The 19,301-nt window shown below is 72.9% G+C and carries 16 protein-coding genes; 9 read left to right on the top strand and 7 right to left on the bottom strand.

Translation table 11 applies throughout. From position 1 onward, the window contains the following. Nucleotides 1-2: 2 nt before the first annotated feature. Nucleotides 3-1,520 (bottom strand): sugar ABC transporter ATP-binding protein, encoded by a 1,518-nt coding sequence (locus tag ACFY3I_RS09075; protein WP_390860028.1) that lies wholly within the window; start codon nucleotides 1,518-1,520, stop codon nucleotides 3-5. A gap of 256 nt (nucleotides 1,521-1,776) precedes the next feature. Between ACFY3I_RS09075 and rhaI the strand changes: the two genes are divergently transcribed. The 7 genes from rhaI (at nucleotide 1,777) to ACFY3I_RS09110 (ending at nucleotide 10,728) form a co-directional block, all read left to right on the top strand. Continuing rightward, nucleotides 1,777-2,937 (top strand): L-rhamnose isomerase, encoded by a 1,161-nt coding sequence (gene rhaI, locus ACFY3I_RS09080; RefSeq protein ID WP_390860029.1) that lies wholly within the window; start codon nucleotides 1,777-1,779, stop codon nucleotides 2,935-2,937. Nucleotides 2,938-3,080: 143 nt separating this feature from the next. Next, nucleotides 3,081-5,120, top strand: a complete 2,040-nt coding sequence (locus ACFY3I_RS09085; RefSeq protein ID WP_390860030.1) for a bifunctional aldolase/short-chain dehydrogenase — start codon at nucleotides 3,081-3,083, stop codon at nucleotides 5,118-5,120. After that, nucleotides 5,117-6,562: a rhamnulokinase family protein gene (locus ACFY3I_RS09090; RefSeq protein WP_390860031.1), complete on the top strand. Its 1,446-nt coding sequence runs from the start codon at nucleotides 5,117-5,119 to the stop codon at nucleotides 6,560-6,562. Before ACFY3I_RS09085 ends, ACFY3I_RS09090 begins: the two co-directional genes overlap by 4 nt. A gap of 71 nt (nucleotides 6,563-6,633) precedes the next feature. After that, entirely contained in the window at nucleotides 6,634-7,386 is a 753-nt protein-coding gene (locus ACFY3I_RS09095) for a (Fe-S)-binding protein (protein WP_390860032.1), read from the top strand. Continuing rightward, a complete protein-coding gene (locus ACFY3I_RS09100; RefSeq protein ID WP_390860033.1) occupies nucleotides 7,383-8,861 on the top strand; it encodes a LutB/LldF family L-lactate oxidation iron-sulfur protein in 1,479 nt (492 codons plus the stop codon). Before ACFY3I_RS09095 ends, ACFY3I_RS09100 begins: the two co-directional genes overlap by 4 nt. Then, complete coding sequence (locus ACFY3I_RS09105) at nucleotides 8,858-9,517, top strand: lactate utilization protein C (protein WP_390860034.1); 660 nt, start codon at nucleotides 8,858-8,860, stop codon at nucleotides 9,515-9,517. The genes ACFY3I_RS09100 and ACFY3I_RS09105 overlap by 4 nt, the downstream gene beginning before the upstream one ends. Nucleotides 9,518-9,573: 56 nt before the next feature. Then, nucleotides 9,574-10,728 (top strand): ABC transporter ATP-binding protein, encoded by a 1,155-nt coding sequence (locus ACFY3I_RS09110; RefSeq protein WP_390860035.1) that lies wholly within the window; start codon nucleotides 9,574-9,576, stop codon nucleotides 10,726-10,728. 32 nt (nucleotides 10,729-10,760) lie between these two features. On the opposite strand, the gene ACFY3I_RS09115 is transcribed toward ACFY3I_RS09110, so the two are convergent. The 5 genes from ACFY3I_RS09115 to ACFY3I_RS09135 form a co-directional block, all read right to left on the bottom strand. Beyond that, the gene (locus tag ACFY3I_RS09115; protein ID WP_390860036.1) at nucleotides 10,761-11,357 is read right to left on the bottom strand and encodes a hypothetical protein; all 597 of its coding nucleotides are present in this window, start codon (nucleotides 11,355-11,357) and stop codon (nucleotides 10,761-10,763) included. A gap of 42 nt (nucleotides 11,358-11,399) precedes the next feature. Next, nucleotides 11,400-12,341, bottom strand: a complete 942-nt coding sequence (locus ACFY3I_RS09120) for an ABC transporter substrate-binding protein (protein ID WP_390860037.1) — start codon at nucleotides 12,339-12,341, stop codon at nucleotides 11,400-11,402. Beyond that, nucleotides 12,338-13,009: an ABC transporter permease gene (locus ACFY3I_RS09125; RefSeq protein ID WP_390860038.1), complete on the bottom strand. Its 672-nt coding sequence runs from the start codon at nucleotides 13,007-13,009 to the stop codon at nucleotides 12,338-12,340. The genes ACFY3I_RS09120 and ACFY3I_RS09125 overlap by 4 nt, the downstream gene beginning before the upstream one ends. Further along, on the bottom strand, nucleotides 13,006-13,686 hold the full coding sequence (locus ACFY3I_RS09130) for an ABC transporter permease (protein WP_390860039.1): 681 nt from the start codon (nucleotides 13,684-13,686) through the stop codon (nucleotides 13,006-13,008). The genes ACFY3I_RS09125 and ACFY3I_RS09130 overlap by 4 nt, the downstream gene beginning before the upstream one ends. 189 nt (nucleotides 13,687-13,875) lie before the next feature. Then, nucleotides 13,876-14,454 (bottom strand): TetR/AcrR family transcriptional regulator, encoded by a 579-nt coding sequence (locus ACFY3I_RS09135; RefSeq protein ID WP_365286009.1) that lies wholly within the window; start codon nucleotides 14,452-14,454, stop codon nucleotides 13,876-13,878. A gap of 224 nt (nucleotides 14,455-14,678) precedes the next feature. Here ACFY3I_RS09135 and ACFY3I_RS09140 point away from each other — a divergent pair, with 224 nt between their 5' ends. Further along, on the top strand, nucleotides 14,679-15,536 hold the full coding sequence (locus tag ACFY3I_RS09140) for an AAA family ATPase (protein ID WP_390860040.1): 858 nt from the start codon (nucleotides 14,679-14,681) through the stop codon (nucleotides 15,534-15,536). A gap of 74 nt (nucleotides 15,537-15,610) precedes the next feature. Then, the gene (locus tag ACFY3I_RS09145; RefSeq protein WP_390860120.1) at nucleotides 15,611-16,903 is read left to right on the top strand and encodes a VWA domain-containing protein; all 1,293 of its coding nucleotides are present in this window, start codon (nucleotides 15,611-15,613) and stop codon (nucleotides 16,901-16,903) included. Between the two features lie 39 nt (nucleotides 16,904-16,942). On the opposite strand, the gene ACFY3I_RS09150 is transcribed toward ACFY3I_RS09145, so the two are convergent. After that, the gene (locus tag ACFY3I_RS09150; protein ID WP_390860041.1) at nucleotides 16,943-19,255 is read right to left on the bottom strand and encodes an MFS transporter; all 2,313 of its coding nucleotides are present in this window, start codon (nucleotides 19,253-19,255) and stop codon (nucleotides 16,943-16,945) included. Nucleotides 19,256-19,301 lie beyond the last annotated feature (46 nt).

Raw genomic sequence — 19,301 nt, forward strand, 5'->3', positions numbered from 1 at the left:
CGTCATGCGGCGGCCCTCCCGGTCGCTGCGGCCATCACGGTTTCCTCGGTGGCGTCGGAGCGCGGGATCTCGGCGGTGATCCGGCCCTCGTGCATCACCAGCACGCGGTCGGCCATGCCGAGGATCTCGGGCAGGTCGGAGGAGATCATCAGGACGGCGACCCCGTCGGCGGCCAACTCGCCCAGGAGCCGGTGCACTTCGGCTTTCGTTCCGACGTCGATGCCCCGGGTGGGCTCGTCGACGATCAGCACCTTCGGTCCGGTGGCCAGCCACTTGGCGAGGACCACCTTCTGCTGGTTGCCGCCGGACAGGGTCGAGACCGCGTCGGCGATGCGGGCGTACTTGACCTGGAGTCTGACCGCCCAGTCGAGGGAGCGGCTGCGTTCGGCGCGCCGGTCCATCAGGCCGGCCCTGACGGTGTCGCGCAGTCCGGTCAGGCCGATGTTGCGCTGGATGGACATGTCCATCACCAAGCCCTGGGCGCGCCGGTCCTCGGGGACCAGGGCGAGTCCGGCCGCCATCGCCGTGGAGGGTGCGCCGTTGGTGAGTCTGCGGCCCCGCACCTCGACCTCGCCCGCGTCCCGGCGGTCGACGCCGAACACGGCCCGGGCGACCTCGGTCCGGCCGGCGCCGACGAGTCCGGCGAGGCCGACGATCTCGCCGGAGCGCACCTCGAAGGAGATGTCGGTGAAGACGCCCTCCCGGGTCAGTCGCCTTACGGAGAGGGCGACTTCACCGGCGGGCACCGCCTGTTTGGGATAGAGCTCGTCCAGGTCGCGGCCGACCATCCGGCGGACCAGGTCGTCCTCGGTCATGCCCTCGACGGGTTCGCTCGCGATCAGGGCGCCGTCCCGCAGGGTGGTGACCCGGCCGCAGATCCGGAAGATCTCCTCCAGCCGGTGCGAGATGAACAGCACGGCCGCGCCCTGGTCGCGCAGGGTGCGCACGACCCCGAAGAGACGGGCGACCTCGCTGCCGGTGAGGGCCGCCGTCGGCTCGTCCATGATCAGGACGCGGGCGTCGAAGGAGAGCGCCTTGGCGATCTCCACGATCTGCTGGTCCGCGATCGACAGGCCGCGGGCGGGGCGGTCGGGGTCGAGGGCGACACCCAGCCGCTTCATCAGGGCGGCGGTGGCCGCGCGGGTGGCCTTGTGGTCGATCCGCCCCAGCGTCCGCCGGGGCTGACGGCCCATGAAGATGTTCTCGGCGATCGACAGGTCGGGGAAGAGCGTGGGCTCCTGGTAGATCACGGCGATTCCGGCGTCGCGGGCGTCGCCGGGGCCGTGGAAGACGACGGGTCCGCCGTCGAGCAGCACCTGGCCGGCATCCGGTCGGTGCACCCCGGCGAGGGTCTTGATCAGCGTCGACTTGCCCGCGCCGTTCTCCCCGGCGAGGGCGTGCACCTCGCCGGGGAACAGCTCCAGGGAGACGTCCCGCAGGGCGCGGACGGCGCCGAAGGACTTGGAGACGTCCTTCAGTGCCAGCACCGGGGCCGGTCCCGTGTCGGACGGGTGGGTCATGGAGGGCTCCTCGACGACACCCGCGGGGCGGTCGGCACCGGCCCCGGGCGTCGTGAAAGGTTTCAACTGGATTGCCGGGACCGTAGGCACCACGGGCATGTCGCGTCAATGGGTCCGTATCGAAAAGATTTCGATACCCTAAGGTCACGGCCGAGTCACGGAAAACCTGGTTGACCGGAGTGCTTGACACCCCCTCGAGAGACTCCTACCTTGCCGTTCTGAATCGTTTCATCGCTCATACTCCAGGAGCTCCCAAGTGACCGACCTCGCCGCGGTGAAGGCCGCGCTGAAGACCCAGGCCGTCGAGACGCCGTCGTGGGCGTACGGAAACTCGGGGACCCGCTTCAAGGTGTTCGCCCAGCAGGGTGTCCCGCGCACGGCGAAGGAGAAGCTCGACGACGCGGCCCAGGTCCACGCGGTCACCGGGATCGCGCCGACGGTCGCGCTGCACATCCCCTGGGACGAGGTCGGGGACTACGCGGACCTGGCCGCGCACGCCGAGAAGCGCGGGCTGCGGCTGGGAACGGTCAACTCCAACACCTTCCAGGACGACGACTACCGGCTGGGCAGCATCTGCCACCCGGACGCGGCGGTACGCCGCAAGGCCCTCCGGCACCTCCTGGAGTGCGTCGACATCATGGACGCGACCGGGTCCCGCGACCTGAAGCTGTGGTTCGCGGACGGCACCAACTACCCCGGGCAGGACGACATCCGGGCGCGCCAGGACCGGCTCGCGGAGGGGCTGGCGCAGGTGTACGCGCGGCTCGGCGAGGGGCAGCGGATGCTGCTGGAGTACAAGCTGTTCGAACCGTCCTTCTACACGACCGACGTGCCGGACTGGGGCACGGCCTACGCCCACTGCCTGAAGCTGGGGCCGCGGGCCGAGGTCGTGGTCGACACCGGGCACCACGCGCCGGGCACCAACATCGAGTTCATCGTGGCCACACTGCTGCGGGAGGGGAAGCTCGGGGGCTTCGACTTCAACTCGCGCTTCTACGCGGACGACGACCTCATGGTCGGGGCGGCGGATCCGTTCCAGCTGTTCCGGATCATGTGCGAGGTCGTACGCGGTGGCGGGTTCACCTCCGAGGTGGCCTTCATGCTCGACCAGTGCCACAACATCGAGGCGAAGATCCCGGCGATCATCCGCTCGGTGATGAACGTGCAGGAGGCCACGGCGAAGGCGCTGCTGGTGGACCGGGAGGCGCTGGCCGCGGCGCAGGCGGCGGGCGACGTGCTCGGTGCGAACGCGGTGCTGATGGACGCCTACGACACGGACGTGCGGCCGCTGCTGCGGGAGGTGCGGGCGGAGATGGGCCTGGACCCGGAGCCGCTCGCGGCGTACCGCCGGTCCGGGTGGGCCGACAGGATCGTCGCCGAACGGGTCGGAGGCGAGCAGGCGGGGTGGGGCGCCTGAGCGTCCACCGGGATCCGTTCCGTGGCCGGACGCGGACCGGGTGCGGCCGCCGGCGCAGTTCCTCCCCCGGCCCCCGGCCGGGAGTACCCCCAGCCCCCGAAGGGGCACCGATCCCTCCGTACAGCGAGAAACCAGGGACCCTCATGACCACTCACCCCGAAGCCGCCGCTCTCCTCGCCCGCTCCCATCGGCTCGGCGCCGATCCCCGCAACACCAACTACGCCGGCGGCAACACGTCCGCCAAGGGCACCGCCACCGATCCCGTCACCGGTGGTGACGTCGAACTGATGTGGGTGAAGGGGTCCGGCGGCGACCTCGGCACCCTCACCGGTTCCGGGCTCGCCGTGCTGCGGCTCGACCGGTTGCGGGCGCTCGCCGGGACCTATCCGGGCGTCGGGCGCGAGGACGAGATGGTCGCCGCCTTCGACTACTGCCTGCACGGCAGGGGCGGGGCCGCGCCCTCCATCGACACCGCGATGCACGGACTGGTGGACGCCCCGCACGTCGATCACCTGCACCCGGACTCCGGGATCGCGCTGGCCTGCGCCGCCGACGGGGAGAAGCTGACCGCCGAGTGCTTCGGCGACTCGGTGGTGTGGGTGCCGTGGCGCCGCCCGGGGTTCCAACTGGGGCTGGACATCGCGGCGGTGAAGGCCGCCAACCCGCGGGCCGTCGGCTGTGTCCTGGGCGGACACGGCATCACCGCCTGGGGTGACACCTCCGAGGAGTGCGAGGCCAACTCGCTGCACATCATCCGCACCGCCGAGGCCTTCCTCGCCGAGCGCGGCAGGGCGGCACCCTTCGGGCCCGTCGTCGACGGGTACGGCGCCCTGCCGGAGACCGAGCGGCGGGCGCGGGCCGCCGCCCTCGCACCCCACGTCCGTGCCGTCGCGTCCGAAGACCGGGCGCAGGTCGGGCACTTCACCGACTCCGACGTGGTCCTCGACTTCCTCTCCCGGGCCGGGCACCCGCGCCTCGCGGCGCTCGGCACGTCCTGTCCGGACCACTTCCTGCGGACCAAGGTACGACCGCTCGTGCTCGACCTGCCGCCCACCACGCCCCTCGACGAGGTCGTCGACCGGCTCAGGGAGCTGCACGCCGAGTACCGCGAGGAGTACGCCGCCTACTACCGGCGGCACGCCCGGCCCGACTCCCCCGCCATGCGCGGCGCCGACCCGGCGATCGTGCTGGTGCCCGGAGTCGGCATGTTCAGCTTCGGCAAGGACAAGCAGACGGCCCGGGTCGCGGGCGAGTTCTACGTCAACGCGATCAACGTGATGCGCGGGGCCGAGGCCGTCTCGGCCTACGCGCCGATCGAGGAGTCGGAGAAGTTCCGGATCGAGTACTGGGAGCTGGAGGAGGCCAAGCTCCGGCGGATGCCCGCGCCCAAGGCCCTGGCGACCAGGGTGGCCCTGGTGACGGGGGCCGGCAGCGGGATCGGCAGGGCGATCGCGCACCGGCTCGTCGCCGAAGGCGCCTGCGTCGTCGTGGCCGATCTGAACGCTGAGGGTGCCGCCACAGTCGCGGAGGAGCTCGGCGGGTCCGACCGGGCCGTCGCCGTCACCGTCGACGTGACGGACGAGGAGCAGATCGCCGCCGCGTTCCGGGCCGCCGTGCTGGCCTTCGGCGGGGTGGACCTGGTCGTGAACAACGCCGGGATCTCCATCTCCAAGCCCCTGCTGGAGACCTCGGCGCGGGACTGGGACCTCCAGCACGCCATCATGGCCCGCGGCTCCTTCCTGGTGTCACGGGAGGCGGCGCGGGTGATGACCGCCCAGGGGCTCGGCGGCGACATCGTCTACATCGCCTCCAAGAACGCCGTGTTCGCCGGGCCGAACAACATCGCCTACTCGGCCACCAAGGCCGACCAGGCCCACCAGGTGCGGCTGCTGGCCGCGGAGTTGGGCGAGCACGGGATCCGCGTCAACGGGGTCAACCCGGACGGGGTGGTGCGCGGGTCCGGCATCTTCGCCGGTGGTTGGGGGGCCCAACGGGCGGCCGTGTACGGGGTGGAGGAGGCGAAGCTCGGCGAGTTCTACGCCCAGCGGACCATCCTCAAGCGCGAGGTGCTCCCCGAGCACGTGGCGAACGCCGTGTTCGCGCTGACCGGCGGCGAACTGACCCACACCACCGGGCTGCACGTCCCCGTCGACGCGGGTGTGGCGGCCGCGTTCCTGCGATGACCGGCCCCGGGTCCTACGCCGCGGTCGACCTCGGCGCGTCCAGCGGCCGCGTCATGGTCGGCCGGGTGGGGCCGGACTCGCTGGAGCTGGCCGAGGCGCACCGGTTCGCGAACCGGCCGGTGCGGGTGCCCGAGGGCCTGCGCTGGGACGTACTCGCCCTGTACTCCGGGGTGTTGACGGGACTCGGCGCGGCCGGACCGGTGGACTCCGTGGGCATCGACAGCTGGGCCGTGGACTACGGGCTGCTGGACGCCGACGGGGCCCTGCTCGGCAACCCGGTGCACTACCGGGACACCCGCACGGAGGGGGTCGCGGAGAAGCTGTGGGCGACCCTGCCAGCGACGGAGCTGTACGCCCGCACGGGGCTCCAGTACGCCCCCTTCAACACCCTCTACCAGCTGGCGGCGGCCCGGTCGGACGCCCAGTTCGCCCGCGCCGGGCGGCTGTTGCTCATCCCCGACCTGCTGTCGTACTGGCTGACCGGCGAGCAGGGCACGGAGCTGACCAACGCCTCCACCACCCAGCTGATCGACCCTCGCACCCGCGACTGGTCGTACGAGGTGGCGGACCGGGCGGGCATCGACCTCGGGCTGTTCGCGCCACTGCGCCGGCCCGGGGATCCGGCCGGGCTGCTGCGTCCCGAGGTGCTCGAGGAGACGGGACTCGCCGGGCCGGTGCCGGTGACCGCCGTCGGCTCGCACGACACGGCGTCGGCGGTGGCCGCCGTCCCCGCGGACGGTGAGCGCTTCGCCTACATCTGCACCGGCACCTGGTCGCTGGCCGGGCTCGAACTGAGCGCGCCCGTGCTGACCGAGGAGAGCAGGGCCGCCAACTTCACCAACGAGCTGGGGCTGGACGGCACGGTCCGGTACCTGCGCAACATCATGGGGCTGTGGCTCCTGCAGGAGTGCCTGCGGACCTGGGGCGACCCCGATCTGGGCGGGCTGCTGCGGGACGCGGCCACCGGGCCGGCGCTGCGCTCGGTGGTGGACGCGCAGGACACGGCGTTCCTGGCGCCCGGCCGGATGCCGGAACGGATCGCCGAGGCGTGCCGGGGGTCGGGGCAGCCGGTGCCTCGGACGCCCGCGGAGACCACCCGGTGCATCCTCGACTCGCTGGCACTCGCCCACCGCCGGGCGGTCGCGGACGCCCAGCGGCTCGCCGGCCACCCGGTGGACACGGTGTACGTGGTGGGCGGTGGCGCCCGCAACGCGCTGCTGTGCCAGCTCACCGCCGACGCCTGCGGGCTGCCGGTGGTGGCGGGCCCGGCGGAGGCGGCGGCCCTCGGGAACGTGCTGGTCCAGGCCCGTGCCCACGGGCGGGTGGGCGACCTCGCCGACATGCGGCGGCTGCTCGCGCGCACCCAGCCGCTCGCCCGGTACGCGCCGCGCGGCGACACCGCCCGCTGGGCGGCGGCCGCATCACGACTCGCCACCCGGTGATGCGGGGCTCCCACGGATCGCGTCGGCCCATTACCCTGCACTCATCGGATGATCGATCCCTAGGAGCCGCGATGCGTGTCGCCCTGTTCCTGACCTGCGTCAACGACACGCTGTATCCGGACACCGGTCGTGCGGTGGTGAAACTCCTGACCAGGCTGGGTGTCGAGGTCGACTTCCCGATGGGGCAGACGTGTTGCGGGCAGGCCCACTACAACACCGGGTACCGGCATGAGGCGGAGCCGTTGGCCCGGCATTTCTCCGATGTCTTCGGCGGGTACGAGGCGGTCGTGACGCCGTCCGGGTCGTGCGGGGCGATGGTGCGGGAGCTGTATCCGAGGATGGGTGAGCGGGCGCGGGCGGAGGGGCGGGGCGGGGATCTCGCGGCCGTGCTGGCGCCCGTGGTGCCGAAGACGTACGAGCTGACGGAGTTCCTGGTGGACGTGCTCGGGGTGACCGATGTGGGGGCCTGCTACCCGCACCGGGTGGCCTATCACCCGACCTGTCATGGGCTGCGGAGTCTGGGGCTGGGGGACCGGCCGCGCCGGCTGCTGCAGGCCGTGCGAGGTCTGGAGTTGGTGGAGTTGCCGGGTGCGGAGGAGTGCTGCGGGTTCGGTGGCACGTTCGCGGTGAAGAACCCGGACGTGTCGGCGGCGATGGGCGCCGACAAGGTCCGCAACGCCGAGTCGACGGGGGCTGGGGTGCTGTGCGCGGCCGACAACTCCTGTCTGATGCACATCGGGGGCACCATGGCCCGGCTCGGCAGCGGTCTGCGGCCGGTGCACATCGCGGAGATCCTGGCGAGCACGGAGGAGGCGGCGCTGTGAGCGGGACGTATCTGGGGATGCCGGCGTTTCCGCAGGCCGTGCGGGAAGCCGTCAACAATCCCGTCCTGCGCCAGAATCTGCGTCATGCCACGCACACCATCCGGGCCAAGCGGGCCAGGGCGGTGGCGGAGGTGTCCGACTGGGCGGAGCTGCGCGAGGCCGGAGCGCGGATCAAGGACCACACGCTGCGTCATCTCGACCGGTACCTGGTCGAGTTGGAGGAGGCGGTGACGGCGGCGGGCGGTACGGTCCACTGGGCGGCGGATGCCGAGGAGGCGAACCGGATCGTCACCGCGCTGGTCAAGGAGACCGGTGAGTCGGAGGTCGTGAAGGTCAAGTCGATGGCCACGCAGGAGATCGGGCTGAACGAGGCGCTTGAGGCCGAGGGCATCCGGGCCTACGAGACCGATCTCGCCGAGCTGATCGTCCAGTTGGGAAAGGACCGGCCCTCGCACATCCTGGTACCGGCGATCCACCGCAACCGGGGCGAGATCCGGGACATCTTCCGGCGTGAGATGGGCGAGTGGGGGCGTCCCGCCCCGGACGGCCTCACCGACACACCAGGGGAGCTGGCCGAGGCGGCGCGGCTGCACCTGCGGGAGAAGTTCCTGCGCGCGAAGGTCGGAATCTCCGGCGCCAACTTCATGGTCGCCGAGACCGGCACCCTGGTCGTGGTCGAGTCCGAGGGCAACGGGCGGATGTGCCTGACCCTGCCCGAGACGCTGATCTCGGTCGTCGGCATCGAGAAGACCGTGCCGACCTGGCGGGACCTGGAGGTCTTCCTGCAGACCCTGCCCCGTTCCTCGACCGCCGAACGGATGAACCCGTACACCTCGATGTGGACCGGCACCACCGACGGGGACGGACCGGGCGCCTTCCACCTGGTCCTCCTGGACAACGGCCGCACCGACACCCTCGCCGACGAGGTCGGCCGGCAGGCCCTGCGCTGCATCCGCTGCTCGGCCTGCCTCAACGTCTGCCCGGTCTACGAACGGGCGGGCGGGCACGCCTACGGCTCGGTCTACCCGGGCCCGATCGGCGCGATCCTCAGCCCCCAGCTACGGGGGACGGCCAGCGCGATCGACGCCTCCCTGCCCTACGCGTCGTCACTGTGCGGCGCCTGCTACGAGGTGTGCCCGGTCGCCATCGACATCCCCGAAGTCCTCGTCCACCTACGCGAACGCATCGTGGAGGGCGGCGAAGCCGTCCAGGCGGGAAACAAGGTGCTGCTCAAGCCGGCCAGGGGACACGCGGCCGAAAGGGCCGCGATGCGGGCGGCCCGCTGGGCGCTGTCCCACCCGGCCGCCCTGCGCACCGGCCAGCGCCTCGCCTCCCGCACCCGCCGCCTGCACCCCCGCACCCTCCCCGGCCCCGGCCGGGCCTGGACCGCCACGCGGGACCTGCCGGCCCTCCCGGCCGAGCCGTTCCGCGACTGGTGGCAACGCACAGGCGGCACGACGGACGGAGACAAGTGAGCAGCAGGGAGCGGATCCTGGGCCGGGTACGCCGCGCACTTGCCGACACGGGCAGCGCGGAGGCCCCGGTCGAGCGGGCGTACCTCCGCGAACACGGACACCGCACCACCGCACAGACCGTCGACCTGCTGGCGGAGAACCTGGCCGACTACCGGGCCCTCGTGCATCGTGCCACCGAGGACGAACTCCCCGCCGTCATCACGCGGTTGCTCGCCGAACGCGGGTCACGGCGGGTGCTGGTGCCCGCCGGGCTGCCGGCGGCCTGGATGCCGACCGCCGGCCCCGAACGGGTCGACGACCGGGCCGCGAGCACGGCGCGCGAGCTGGACGCGGTGGACAGCGTGGTCACCGGATGCGCGGTGGCGATCGCCGAGACCGGCACGATCGTCCTGGACGGCGGCCCCGACCAGGGCCGCCGCCGCATCACCCTCGTCCCCGACCACCACATCTGCGTCGTCCGGGTTCCGGACCAGGTCGTCTCCTCCGTCCCGCAGGCACTCGAACGACTCGACCGCACACGCCCGTTGACCTGGATCTCCGGCCCCTCCGCCACCAGCGACATCGAACTGGACCGGGTGGAGGGGGTGCACGGTCCGCGCACCCTGGAGGTGGTGCTCGTCAGCACGGGCGGGCCGGCCGTCGAAGTCACCCCGTAGGCGGGCCGCCGCCCCTTCGGCGAGCGGCCCCGAGGGGGCGCGGCTAGCGTGAGGGGATGATCCGGTTCGAGCAGGTCACCAAGCGGTATCCGGACGGCACGACCGCCGTGGACGGCCTCTCCTTCGAGGTGGCGGAGGGTGAACTCGTCACCCTGGTGGGCCCGTCCGGCTGCGGCAAGACCACCACGATGATGATGGTCAACCGGCTCGTCGAACCGACCTCCGGCCGGATCCTGGTCGACGGCGAGGACGTCGCGGGGGTCGACCCCGTCCGGCTGCGCCGCCGGATCGGCTACGTCATCCAGCAGGTGGGCCTCTTCCCGCACCGCACCGTCCTCGACAACACCGCGACCGTACCGGCCCTGCTCGGCTGGAAGCGGGCCAGGGCCCGTGAACGGGCCGCCGAACTGCTCGACCTGGTGGGCCTGGACCCCGGTACGTTCGGCGGCCGCTACCCGGACCAGCTCTCCGGCGGCCAGCGGCAGCGGGTGGGCGTGGCCCGCGCCCTCGCCGCGGATCCCCCGGTGCTGCTGATGGACGAGCCGTTCGGCGCCGTCGATCCGGTGGTGCGGGAGCAGTTGCAGGACGAGTTCCTCAGGATGCAGGCCGCCGTGCGCAAGACGGTGCTGCTGGTCACCCACGACATCGAGGAGGCGGTGCGGCTCGGGGACCGGATCGCGGTGTACGGGCAGGGGCGCATCGAGCAGTACGACACGCCGGGCGCGGTGCTGGGCACGCCGGCCACACCGTACGTCGCCGGGTTCGTGGGCGCGGACCGCGGGCTGAAGCGGCTGTCGGTGACCGCGATCGAACCGGACGACCTGGAGCAGCCGCCGGTCGCCCGCCCGGCGGAGTCCGCCGCGAGCGCCGCGAGCCGGCTGCGGGCGGAGGGAGCCCGCTGGGCGGTGGTCCTGGACACCGACGGCGAACTGCACGGCTGGGTGGGCCGGGAGGAGTTGGCGGCGGGCGGCACCGTCGGCGACCGCGCGCACCGGATGACCGCGTGGGTTCAGGTCGGCGCCCCGCTGAAGCAGGCGTTCGGGGTGATGCTCCAGTACGACGCCGGATGGGTCGCGGTCCTGGACGGCTCGCGCTTCCTGGGCGTCCTGACCCCCGCCAAGCTGCACGAGGCGCTGCGCCGCTCGGTGGACGCGGACGCGCGTGGCGTCCCGCGCGGCGAGGTGCCGTTCGACTCGGTCTCCGACGCCTGACGGCCGCGGCCGACCCGGTGCCGGCGGTACCGTCAGCAGTACGTCATCGGGCAGCCGCGGCGCATCGAGTGCTGGGCGGCCCGCAGGTACAGCGCGACGTAGAAGGCGGCGTCCAGGTCCTCGCCCCACGGGCCGGGGCGGGCGGCGGCCGTCTTCCCGGCCGGGCCGTCCAGGAACCACGCCGTCAGATCGAGGTTGTCGCAGGCCCGCGGTATCACGTCGACGGGCAGCCGGACCGCCGTCGCCAGCCGTTCGGCGAGCGCGAGCACCTGGGGCGCTCCGGCGACCGTCGTGGTGTCGTCGTAGGCGGACTCGACGGGCAGCAGGAGTTCCTCGTCGAGGGACAGCGGCACCAGCACCGACCAGGTCAGCAGCAGCCCCGACTCCCGCGCCGACAGGTGTTCCCGGCACAGCGCGCCGAACCCGTCCATCGACGGCACCAGTTTCTCCTCGAACGACTGCCCCGAGCCGCGCACCAGGGGGACGTCCTCGGGCACCGTCGTGTAGGGCGCGCGCCCGCGCCGCCGCAGCTCCTCGTTCAGCGCCGCGGCGAGGGCTCCCATGCCGCCCTCCTCCTCGTCCGCGTCGAACCACTCCCGCGCGGCGACACTCACCAGATAGATCCCCATGCCCCGGAACGTACCGCCCGCCACTGACAACGGGGCCGAGCCTCACCTGACCAGTCCCTTGTCCCGCAGATAGGTCCGGGCCACGTCCTGGGCCAGCCGTCGCCAGCTGTCGACCTGCCGGTTCATGGCGGCCAGATCCGCCGTCGTCAGGACGTCGTTGAGTTTGCCGAGGGTCTTCGTGACGCCCTCGGCGCCCGCCCGCGCGCGGTTGACGACCGGGACGACGTAGTCGGCGTTCTGCAGGTGCCTGTCGTCGGCGAGCAGGACCAGGCCGAACTGGTCGAGGGTGGCGTCGGTGGTGGTGGTCAGCACCATCTGGTCCTGTCCGCTCTGCACGGCCCGCTTGGCCTGGGTGGTGCCGACGCCCTTCGGGTCGACGCCGGTGATGTCGATCCCGTAGACCTTCTTCAGGCCCGGCTCGCAGTACGGCCGTTGCACGCACTCGTCGCCCGCCGCGAGCCGCACCTTCAGCCCCGACGCGCCGAGGTCGCTCAGTGTCGCGAGGTGATGTCCGCGGGCGTAGGCGGCGGTGACCGCGAAGGCGTTCTGGTCCACCGCGCGACCCGGGTCCAGGACGGTGAGGCCGCGGGGTGCGGCGAGGCCGCGCAGTGCCTTCATGGTGGTGGCGAGGTCGGGCGAGCCGACGGGCGGCGCGTCGGGGCCGTGGGCCTTCGCGTTCAGCCAGTCGGCGAAGGTGGCCGCGTACTCGGGGACGACGTCGATCTGGCCGGACTCCAGGGCGGGTTCGTAGATCTCCCGGTTGCCCACGGTGATGAGGGAGGTCCGGTAGCCCGCCTGGTCCAGCAGCTGTGCGTACATCTGGGCGAGCAGGTCGCTCTCGGTGAATCCGGCCGAGCCGATGGTCAGGTGCCGGCTGTCGCCCGGTGCCGCGGTGACCGCGCCGCGGTTCTCCAGGGAGGGGCCGGTGGTGCAGGCGGTGAGCGCGAGCAGCAGCGCGGCCGCCGCCGCCGTACGGGATCTCACCGCGCGCCCCGTGCCCGTGCCGGGGCGAGCCGCTCGACGAGTTCGAAGACGCCCTCCACGACGAGCGCGAAGACGGCGACCAGGATCGCGCCGGCCACCACCTGGGGCGTGCTGGCCAGGTTGAATCCGGCGGTGATGATCCGCCCGAGGCCTCCCCCGCCGGCCAGGGCGGCGATGGTCGCCGTGGCCACGAGCTGGACGGCCGCGATCCGCACCCCGTTGAGGACCAGGGGGAGGGCGAGGGGCAGTTCGACGCGGAGCAGCAGCTGCCGCCCGGTCATCCCCATGCCCCGGGCCGCCTGCACGATGCCGCGGTCGACCTCGCGCATGCCCACGTAGGCGTTGGTGAGCAGTGGCGGTACCGCGAACAGCACCAGAGCCACCACCGTGGGGCCCTCGCCCCAGCGTCCGACGGGGGTGAGGAGCAGCAGGACCAGGACGGCGAAGGTGGGGACGGCGCGGCCGACGTTGGAGATGTTCACGGCGAGTGCGCCGCCCTTGCCGAGATGGCCGAGGACCAGGGCGACGGGCAGGGCGATGACGCAGCTGACGACGAGGCAGACGGCGGTGAGGGCGAGGTGCTGGAGCAGGCGGTGCCCGATCCCGTCGTCGCCCGCCCAGTGCGCGGCGTCGGTGAGCCAGTCCCAGGCGTCGGCGAGGGTGGTCATGCGCGGGCCGCCCGCGTCCACGGGGTGAGCAGCCGCTGCAGGCCGAGCAGCAGCAGGTCGGCGGCGACGGCGATCAGCACGCACAGGACGGAGGCGGTGAGCACCTGGGCCTTGAAGTAGGTGTTCATGCCGGCGTAGATCAGGTTGCCGAGGCCCCCGAAACCGACGATCGCGCCGACGGTGACCAGGGAGACCGCGGAGACGGTGGCGATGCGCAGTCCGGCCATGGCCGCGGGCAGGGCGAGCGGGAGTTCGACCGTCAGCAGGGCGCGGATCGGGCCGTAGCCCATGCCGCGGGCGGCCTGCCGGGTCTCCTCCGGGACGGCGCGCAGGCCCGCGAGGATGTTCCGGACGAGCAGGGTGAGCGAGTAGAGCACCAGTCCGGCGACGACGAGGGTGGCCGAGAGGCCGTAGACCGGCAGGAGCAGGGAGAACATCGCCAGGGAGGGGATGGTGTACAGGATCGTCGTGACGGCGAGGACGGGACCGGCCGACCAGCGCCAGCGGCGGGCCAGCACGGCCAGGGGGACGGCGATGACGAGGCCGACGAGCACGGAGACCGCGGTGAGCCGCAGATGCTGCCCGACCGCGTCGAGGAGGATCTGACGGCGGCTGCTCAGATAGGCCCCGCAGATCCACTCGTTACGCGCGAGGCAGTCGTTCGGCGGCGCGATCACCCGTCCATTCCACCGACCGCGCCGCACCCAAGTCACCTTGTACTGACCCGTCCGGGTCGCCGACCGGTACTGCCCGTCGGGTCGCCGCCGGTGGCCGCCGCGACGTCACCACGGGGCCGGGCGGCACCAGTGGCCACCGGTGGTGGGAGCGGCTCGGCTCGGGCGGGGCCGGGGTTCGTGCGGTCGGTGTTACGCCATTCCGCCCGCTCGCATCAGTGCCGCCGCCGTTCCCGAGGCCAGCCCGTCGTCGAGCCTTTCGATCCGGGCGCCGGCCCGGGCACTGGCACCGTCGAAGACCAGCATCAGCTGCCGGGCGAGCACGGCCGGATCCGCCGCCCCGCCCTCCTCGGCCTGTTCCCGGAAGAAGCCCTCCAGCCGGTCCTTGACCGAGCGGGCCACCAGGCTTGCCGGATGCTCGGGGTCCTTCAGCTCGACGAGTACGGCGAGGTAGGGGCAGCCCTGATAGCCGGGGGCCGCGGAGCCCTTCTCCAGCCGTTCGAAGACGTACAGGACCCGTTCCCGGGGCGTGGCCGGCACGCCGTCGCCCTCGGCGGGCGTGAGCTGCGCCTCGTACCAGGGCCTGCGCCGCTCCAGGCTGGCGGCCAGCATCTCGTCCTTGCTGTCGAAGAGCTGGTACATCGAGCGTTTGGACACCCCGGCCGACCTGCACAGCGCCTCGACGCCCACGGACACGCCGTCGCGGTAGAAGAGCTCGGCGGCCGCTTCGAGCAGCCGGTCACGGGGGGACGCCTTGTCGGTGGTGGCCATGGTCCCGAGGTTACCGCGCGACGGCCCGCCGAGAAACCGATCGGTATACAGGGTGGCAGGAGAGGTGAACAAGCGCTTAGATAGGAACCGGGGGCCGCTGCCCACGCACGCTCCCTCTGTCCGTATGTCGGGATACCGCCATATCGCCGAATCCACGTGTCCATGTGTCCACGTGTCCGTGTCCACGTGTCACTGTCCGTGACTCTGAACAGCCGGAGGCCCCGTTGTTCACTTCCGTCGACGACGTCTCCGCCCGCCTCGCGGAGACCGGCTACCTCGCCTCCCCCGCCGTCGCCACCACCGTCTTCCTGGCCGACCGGCTCGGCAAGCCCCTCCTGGTCGAGGGCCCCGCGGGCGTCGGCAAGACCGAGCTGGCCAAGGCCGTCGCCGAGGTGGCCGGCGCCCGGCTGGTACGCCTGCAGTGCTACGAGGGCGTGGACGAGTCCCGCGCGCTGTACGAGTGGAACCACGCCAAGCAGCTGCTGCGGATCAGCGCCGGCCGGGACGAGACCTGGGACGAGGCCCGCACCGACATCTTCAGCGAGGAGTTCCTGCTCCCCCGGCCGCTGCTCACCGCTATCCGGGGCGACGACCCGAAGGTGCTGCTGATCGACGAGACCGACAAGGCCGACGTCGAGGTGGAGGGCCTGCTCCTGGAGGTGCTCAGCGACTTCCAGGTGACCGTCCCCGAGCTGGGCACGGTCACCGCGACCCGCCGCCCCTTCGTCGTGCTCACCTCGAACGCGAGCCGTGAACTCTCCGAGGCGCTGCGCCGCCGCTGCCTGTTCCTGCACATCGGGTTCCCGGACGAGGAGCTGGAGCGCCGGATCGTACGACTGAAGGTGCCGGGGCTCACCGAGGCGCTCACCGAGTCCGTGGTCCGGGTGGTCGGCGCGCTGCGCGCGATGGACCTGCGCAAGGTGCCGTCGGTGGCCGAGACCATCGACTGGGCGCGCACCCTGCTGGCGCTGGGCGCCGACGCGCTGGACGAGCGGGTCGTAAAGGATTCCCTGGGTGTGATCCTCAAGCACCAGGACGACATCCAGAAGGCGGCCGCCAAGCTGGACCTGGACGCGCTGTGAGCACGGCGGCCGGCGCGCCGGCCGACCTCGCCGCCCGGCTCACCGGGCTGGTGGGCGCGCTGCGTGCGCACGGGATGCGGGTCGGCACCGGGGAGACCGTGGACGCGGGCCGGGCGGTGGCGGCGCTGGGTCTTGCGGACCGGGAGCTGCTGCGCGAGGGGCTGGCCGCGACCCTCCTGCACGGTGCGGGCCAGCGGACCGTGTTCGACCAGGTCTTCGACCTCTACTTCCCGCGCGGTGCGGGCGGGCCGGGGACCGAGTCCGCGGGCCGGGAGGAACTGCGGGAGCGGCTCGCGGCCGCGCTCGCCGACGACGACACCGCGCTGCTGCGCCAGTTGGCGGCACAGGCGGTGGACGGCCTGGGCGGATACGGGAGTTCGCCTGGCTCGGACGGCTGGTCGTCGTACCAGACACTGGACCGGCTGCGGCCGCAGACCCTGCTGGCGAAGGTGCGGGCCGACGTCCGGGCACGGGGTGGGGACACGGGGTTCGCGGACCGGCTGCTGGACGACGAGATCCGGCGGCGGATCGAGGCGTTCAGGGGCATGGTCGCGGCGGAGGCCCGGCGCCGGGTGGCCGAGCGGCGCGGGCGGGACGAGCTCGCCCGGCGCGCGGTGCCGCCGACCTCCGACCGGGTGGACTTCCTGTTCGCCGGCCGCGACCAGCTCGCCGAACTGCGCAGGACCGTCCAGCCGTTGGCCCGGAAGCTGGCGACCCGGCTGGCCGCGCGCCGCCGCCGGGCCGCGCGGGGCACCATCGATCTGCGCCGCACCCTGCGCGGTTCGCTCTCCACCGGCGGGGTGCCGATGCGGCCGGTGCTGCGCCGGCGCCGTCCGGCCCGCCCCGAGCTGGTCCTGCTGTGCGACGTCTCGGGGTCGGTGTCGGGGTTCTCGGACTTCACGATGCTGCTGGTGCAGGCGCTCCACGACCAGTTCAGCAAGGTCCGGGTGTTCGCCTTCGTCAACCGCATCGACGAGGTGACCGGCCTGCTCGAACACGGCCGGGCCGATCCGGAGGGCCTCGGTGCCCGGATCCGCGCCGAGGCGACCCTCACGGGCTGGCACGGCAGCAGTGACTACGGGGTGTCGCTGGGCGAGTTCGCGGAGCGGTACGGCGCCGCCGTGGGACCGCGCAGCACGGTGTTCGTGCTCGGCGACGCCCGCACCAACAACCTCGACCCGAACCTCGCGGCCGTCCGCCGGATCAGCGAACAGGCCCGCCGTGTCTACTGGCTGAACCCCGAGGCGCGCTCCCTGTGGGGCACCGGGGACTCGGCGGCACCCGACTACGCCGAACTGGTCGAGATGCACGAGTGCCGCACGGCAGGCCAACTGAGTTCGCTGGTCGGACGGTTGCTGCCGGTCTGAACGCCGCACCGGGGCTCCCGGTGCGGGCCGGACCCCGGACTACGCGCCCGGGTGGGCGAGTTCGATGTCGTGGTCGTGGACGTCGGCGCCCGAGACCAGCACCCCGGCCGCGTGCGGCGGGTAGCCGGTCGCGATGACGGTGTAGGGGCCGGTGTCCAGGTCGGAGAACGCGTACGCGCCGTCGTCCCCGGTCGTGGTCGTGGCGACGACGTTGCCGGCGACGTCCACCAGGGTGACCCGGGCGTCGCCCAGCGGGCCGCCCCCGCCCCGTACCGTGCCGCGCACGTGCGCGCCCGCCCGCAGCTCGACCTCGACGCGGGTGATCCCGGTCCCGGCGATCTCGACGGGCAGGGCGAGCGGCCGGTGCTTGGGCGAGCTGACCGCCAGGGTCACGGTGCCCGGCACCAGGTCGGGCACCGCGAACTCTCCCAGCCCGTCGCTCCGCCGGGTGGCGAGCACGTCGCCGCGCACGTCGGTGAGGACCACCACCGCCCCGGCGACCGGTGCCCCGCCGTCCGCGGCCCGTACCGCTCCGGCCAGGCCGCTGGTGCCGCCGAGCAGCACGTCGTAGGCGACCGGTGCCGTGCCCACCACCAGGGTGGTGGCCTGCGGCCGGCAGCCGTCGGCGGAGGCTATGAGGACGAACGTCCCCTCGCCGGGCGCCGCCAGGGCGTAGCGGCCCTCGGCGTCCGCGACCGCGCGGCCGAGCTGACGGCCGCCGAGCGAGATCAGGGTGACGGCCGCGTGGCCCACTCCGGTCCCGTCGGCACCGCGGATCCGCCCGCGCACCGGGACACCGTCGTCGGTCAGGTCGACCGTCACCGGGGCCGGGCCGGCGTCCGCCGGCGAGCCGGTCGCCGTCCCCGGCACGGCCCCCTTCGCCATCCCCTTCGCCGCGGTCCCCGGCACGGCGGGGGCCGCACCACCCGCCGCGGCGGGCTTCCGGCCCGGGATGAACGCGGCCACCAGCAGTGCGAGGACCGCGGCGCCGCAGCCGGTGGCCATGACCACCTTGAAGCCGTTCTCGGAGGGCACGGCGACCCCGCCGAAGACGTTCGTCAGATGGGCCAGGATCACTCCGGCGACCGCGCTCGCGGTCGACGTGCCGATGGACCGCATCAGGGTGTTGAGGCTGTTCGCCGCCGCGGTCTCGTGCGGGTCGACGGCACCCATGATGAGCGCGGGCATCGCGCCGTAGGCGAAGCCGATACCGGCGCCGACGACGCAGGAGACCAGGACCAGCTGCCAGACGGCGTCCATCAGCACGATGTTGAGTCCGTACCCGGCGGCCACGATCACCGCGCCGCACATCAGGGTGGTCTTCGGGCCGAACTTCCGTGAGACGAGCGCCGACACGGGCGCCGTCGCCATCATCACCAGGCCGGTCGGGGCCATCACCAGGCCCGCGTCGAGGAGCGACCTGCCCAGCCCGTAGCCGGTCGCCTGGGGCAACTGCAGGAGCTGTGGAAGCACCAGGGACATCGCGAACATGGAGAACCCGAAGGCGATCGAGGCGAGGTTCGTGACCAGGACCTGCCGGCGGGCGGTGGTGCGCAGGTCCACCAGCGGCTGCCGGGTGCGCAGTTCGTACAGTCCCCAGGCGAGCAGGACCACCACGGCGGCACCGAACAGACCGAGCGTGGTTCCGCTGGCCCATCCCCAGTCGGCGCCCTTGGAGACGCCGAGCAGGAGACAGACCAGCCCGGCGGCCATCCCGAGGGCGCCGGGCAGGTCGAACCGGCCGCCGGCACGCACCTTCGACTCGGGCACCACCAGCAGCACCAGCACGGCGGCGACGACGCCGAGCGCGGCCGAGGTCCAGAACAGCACGTGCCAGTCGAAGTGGTCCGCGATCAGGGCGGCGGCGGGCAGGCCGAGGGCGCCGCCGACACCGAGTGAGGCGCTCATCAGGGCGGTGGCGGAGCCGAGCCGTTCGGCGGGGAGTTCGTCGCGCATGATGCTGATGCCGAGCGGGATCACCCCCGAGGCCAGGCCCTGCAGCGCGCGGCCGACGATCATCGGCACGAGGGTGTCGCTGAGCCCGGCGGTGACCGAGCCGGCGATCAGCATGACGAGGCTGGTCAGCAGGATCAGCCGCTTGCCGTACATGTCGCCGAGCCGCCCCATGACGGGGGTGGCGACGGCGGCGGCGAGCAGGGTCGCCGTGACGGCCCAGGTCGCGTCGGACGCGGAGGCGTCGAGCAGTCTCGGCAGTTCGGGCACGATGGGGATCACGAGGGTCTGCATCAGCGAGACCACGATCCCGCCGAAGGCCAGCACCGCGACGACCGCGTTGTTCCGCGGCGCCGCGGACTCCCCCGCCGCTGCCGGCCGGGGCTGTACGTGGGACATGGTCGAGCCTCCGTAGGGCCGTCCGACTCTGCACGACCCTCCCGAA

Source organism: Streptomyces sp. NPDC001068, assembly GCF_042897315.1.
In the GTDB taxonomy this organism is placed as follows: domain Bacteria; phylum Actinomycetota; class Actinomycetes; order Streptomycetales; family Streptomycetaceae; genus Streptomyces.

Excerpts from the sequence above, each read along its gene's own strand:
- ACFY3I_RS09075 (WP_390860028.1), bottom strand. The coding sequence starts at position 1,520 with ATGACCCACCCGTCCGACACGGGACCGGCCCCGGTGCTGGCACTGAAG.
- ACFY3I_RS09085 (WP_390860030.1), top strand. The coding sequence starts at position 3,081 with ATGACCACTCACCCCGAAGCCGCCGCTCTCCTCGCCCGCTCCCATCGG.
- ACFY3I_RS09090 (WP_390860031.1), top strand. The coding sequence starts at position 5,117 with ATGACCGGCCCCGGGTCCTACGCCGCGGTCGACCTCGGCGCGTCCAGC.
- ACFY3I_RS09095 (WP_390860032.1), top strand. The coding sequence starts at position 6,634 with ATGCGTGTCGCCCTGTTCCTGACCTGCGTCAACGACACGCTGTATCCG.
- ACFY3I_RS09110 (WP_390860035.1), top strand. The coding sequence starts at position 9,574 with ATGATCCGGTTCGAGCAGGTCACCAAGCGGTATCCGGACGGCACGACC.
- ACFY3I_RS09115 (WP_390860036.1), bottom strand. The coding sequence starts at position 11,357 with ATGGGGATCTATCTGGTGAGTGTCGCCGCGCGGGAGTGGTTCGACGCG.
- ACFY3I_RS09125 (WP_390860038.1), bottom strand. The coding sequence starts at position 13,009 with ATGACCACCCTCGCCGACGCCTGGGACTGGCTCACCGACGCCGCGCAC.
- ACFY3I_RS09135 (WP_365286009.1), bottom strand. The coding sequence starts at position 14,454 with ATGGCCACCACCGACAAGGCGTCCCCCCGTGACCGGCTGCTCGAAGCG.
- ACFY3I_RS09145 (WP_390860120.1), top strand. The coding sequence starts at position 15,611 with ATGCGGGTCGGCACCGGGGAGACCGTGGACGCGGGCCGGGCGGTGGCG.
- ACFY3I_RS09150 (WP_390860041.1), bottom strand. The coding sequence starts at position 19,255 with ATGTCCCACGTACAGCCCCGGCCGGCAGCGGCGGGGGAGTCCGCGGCG.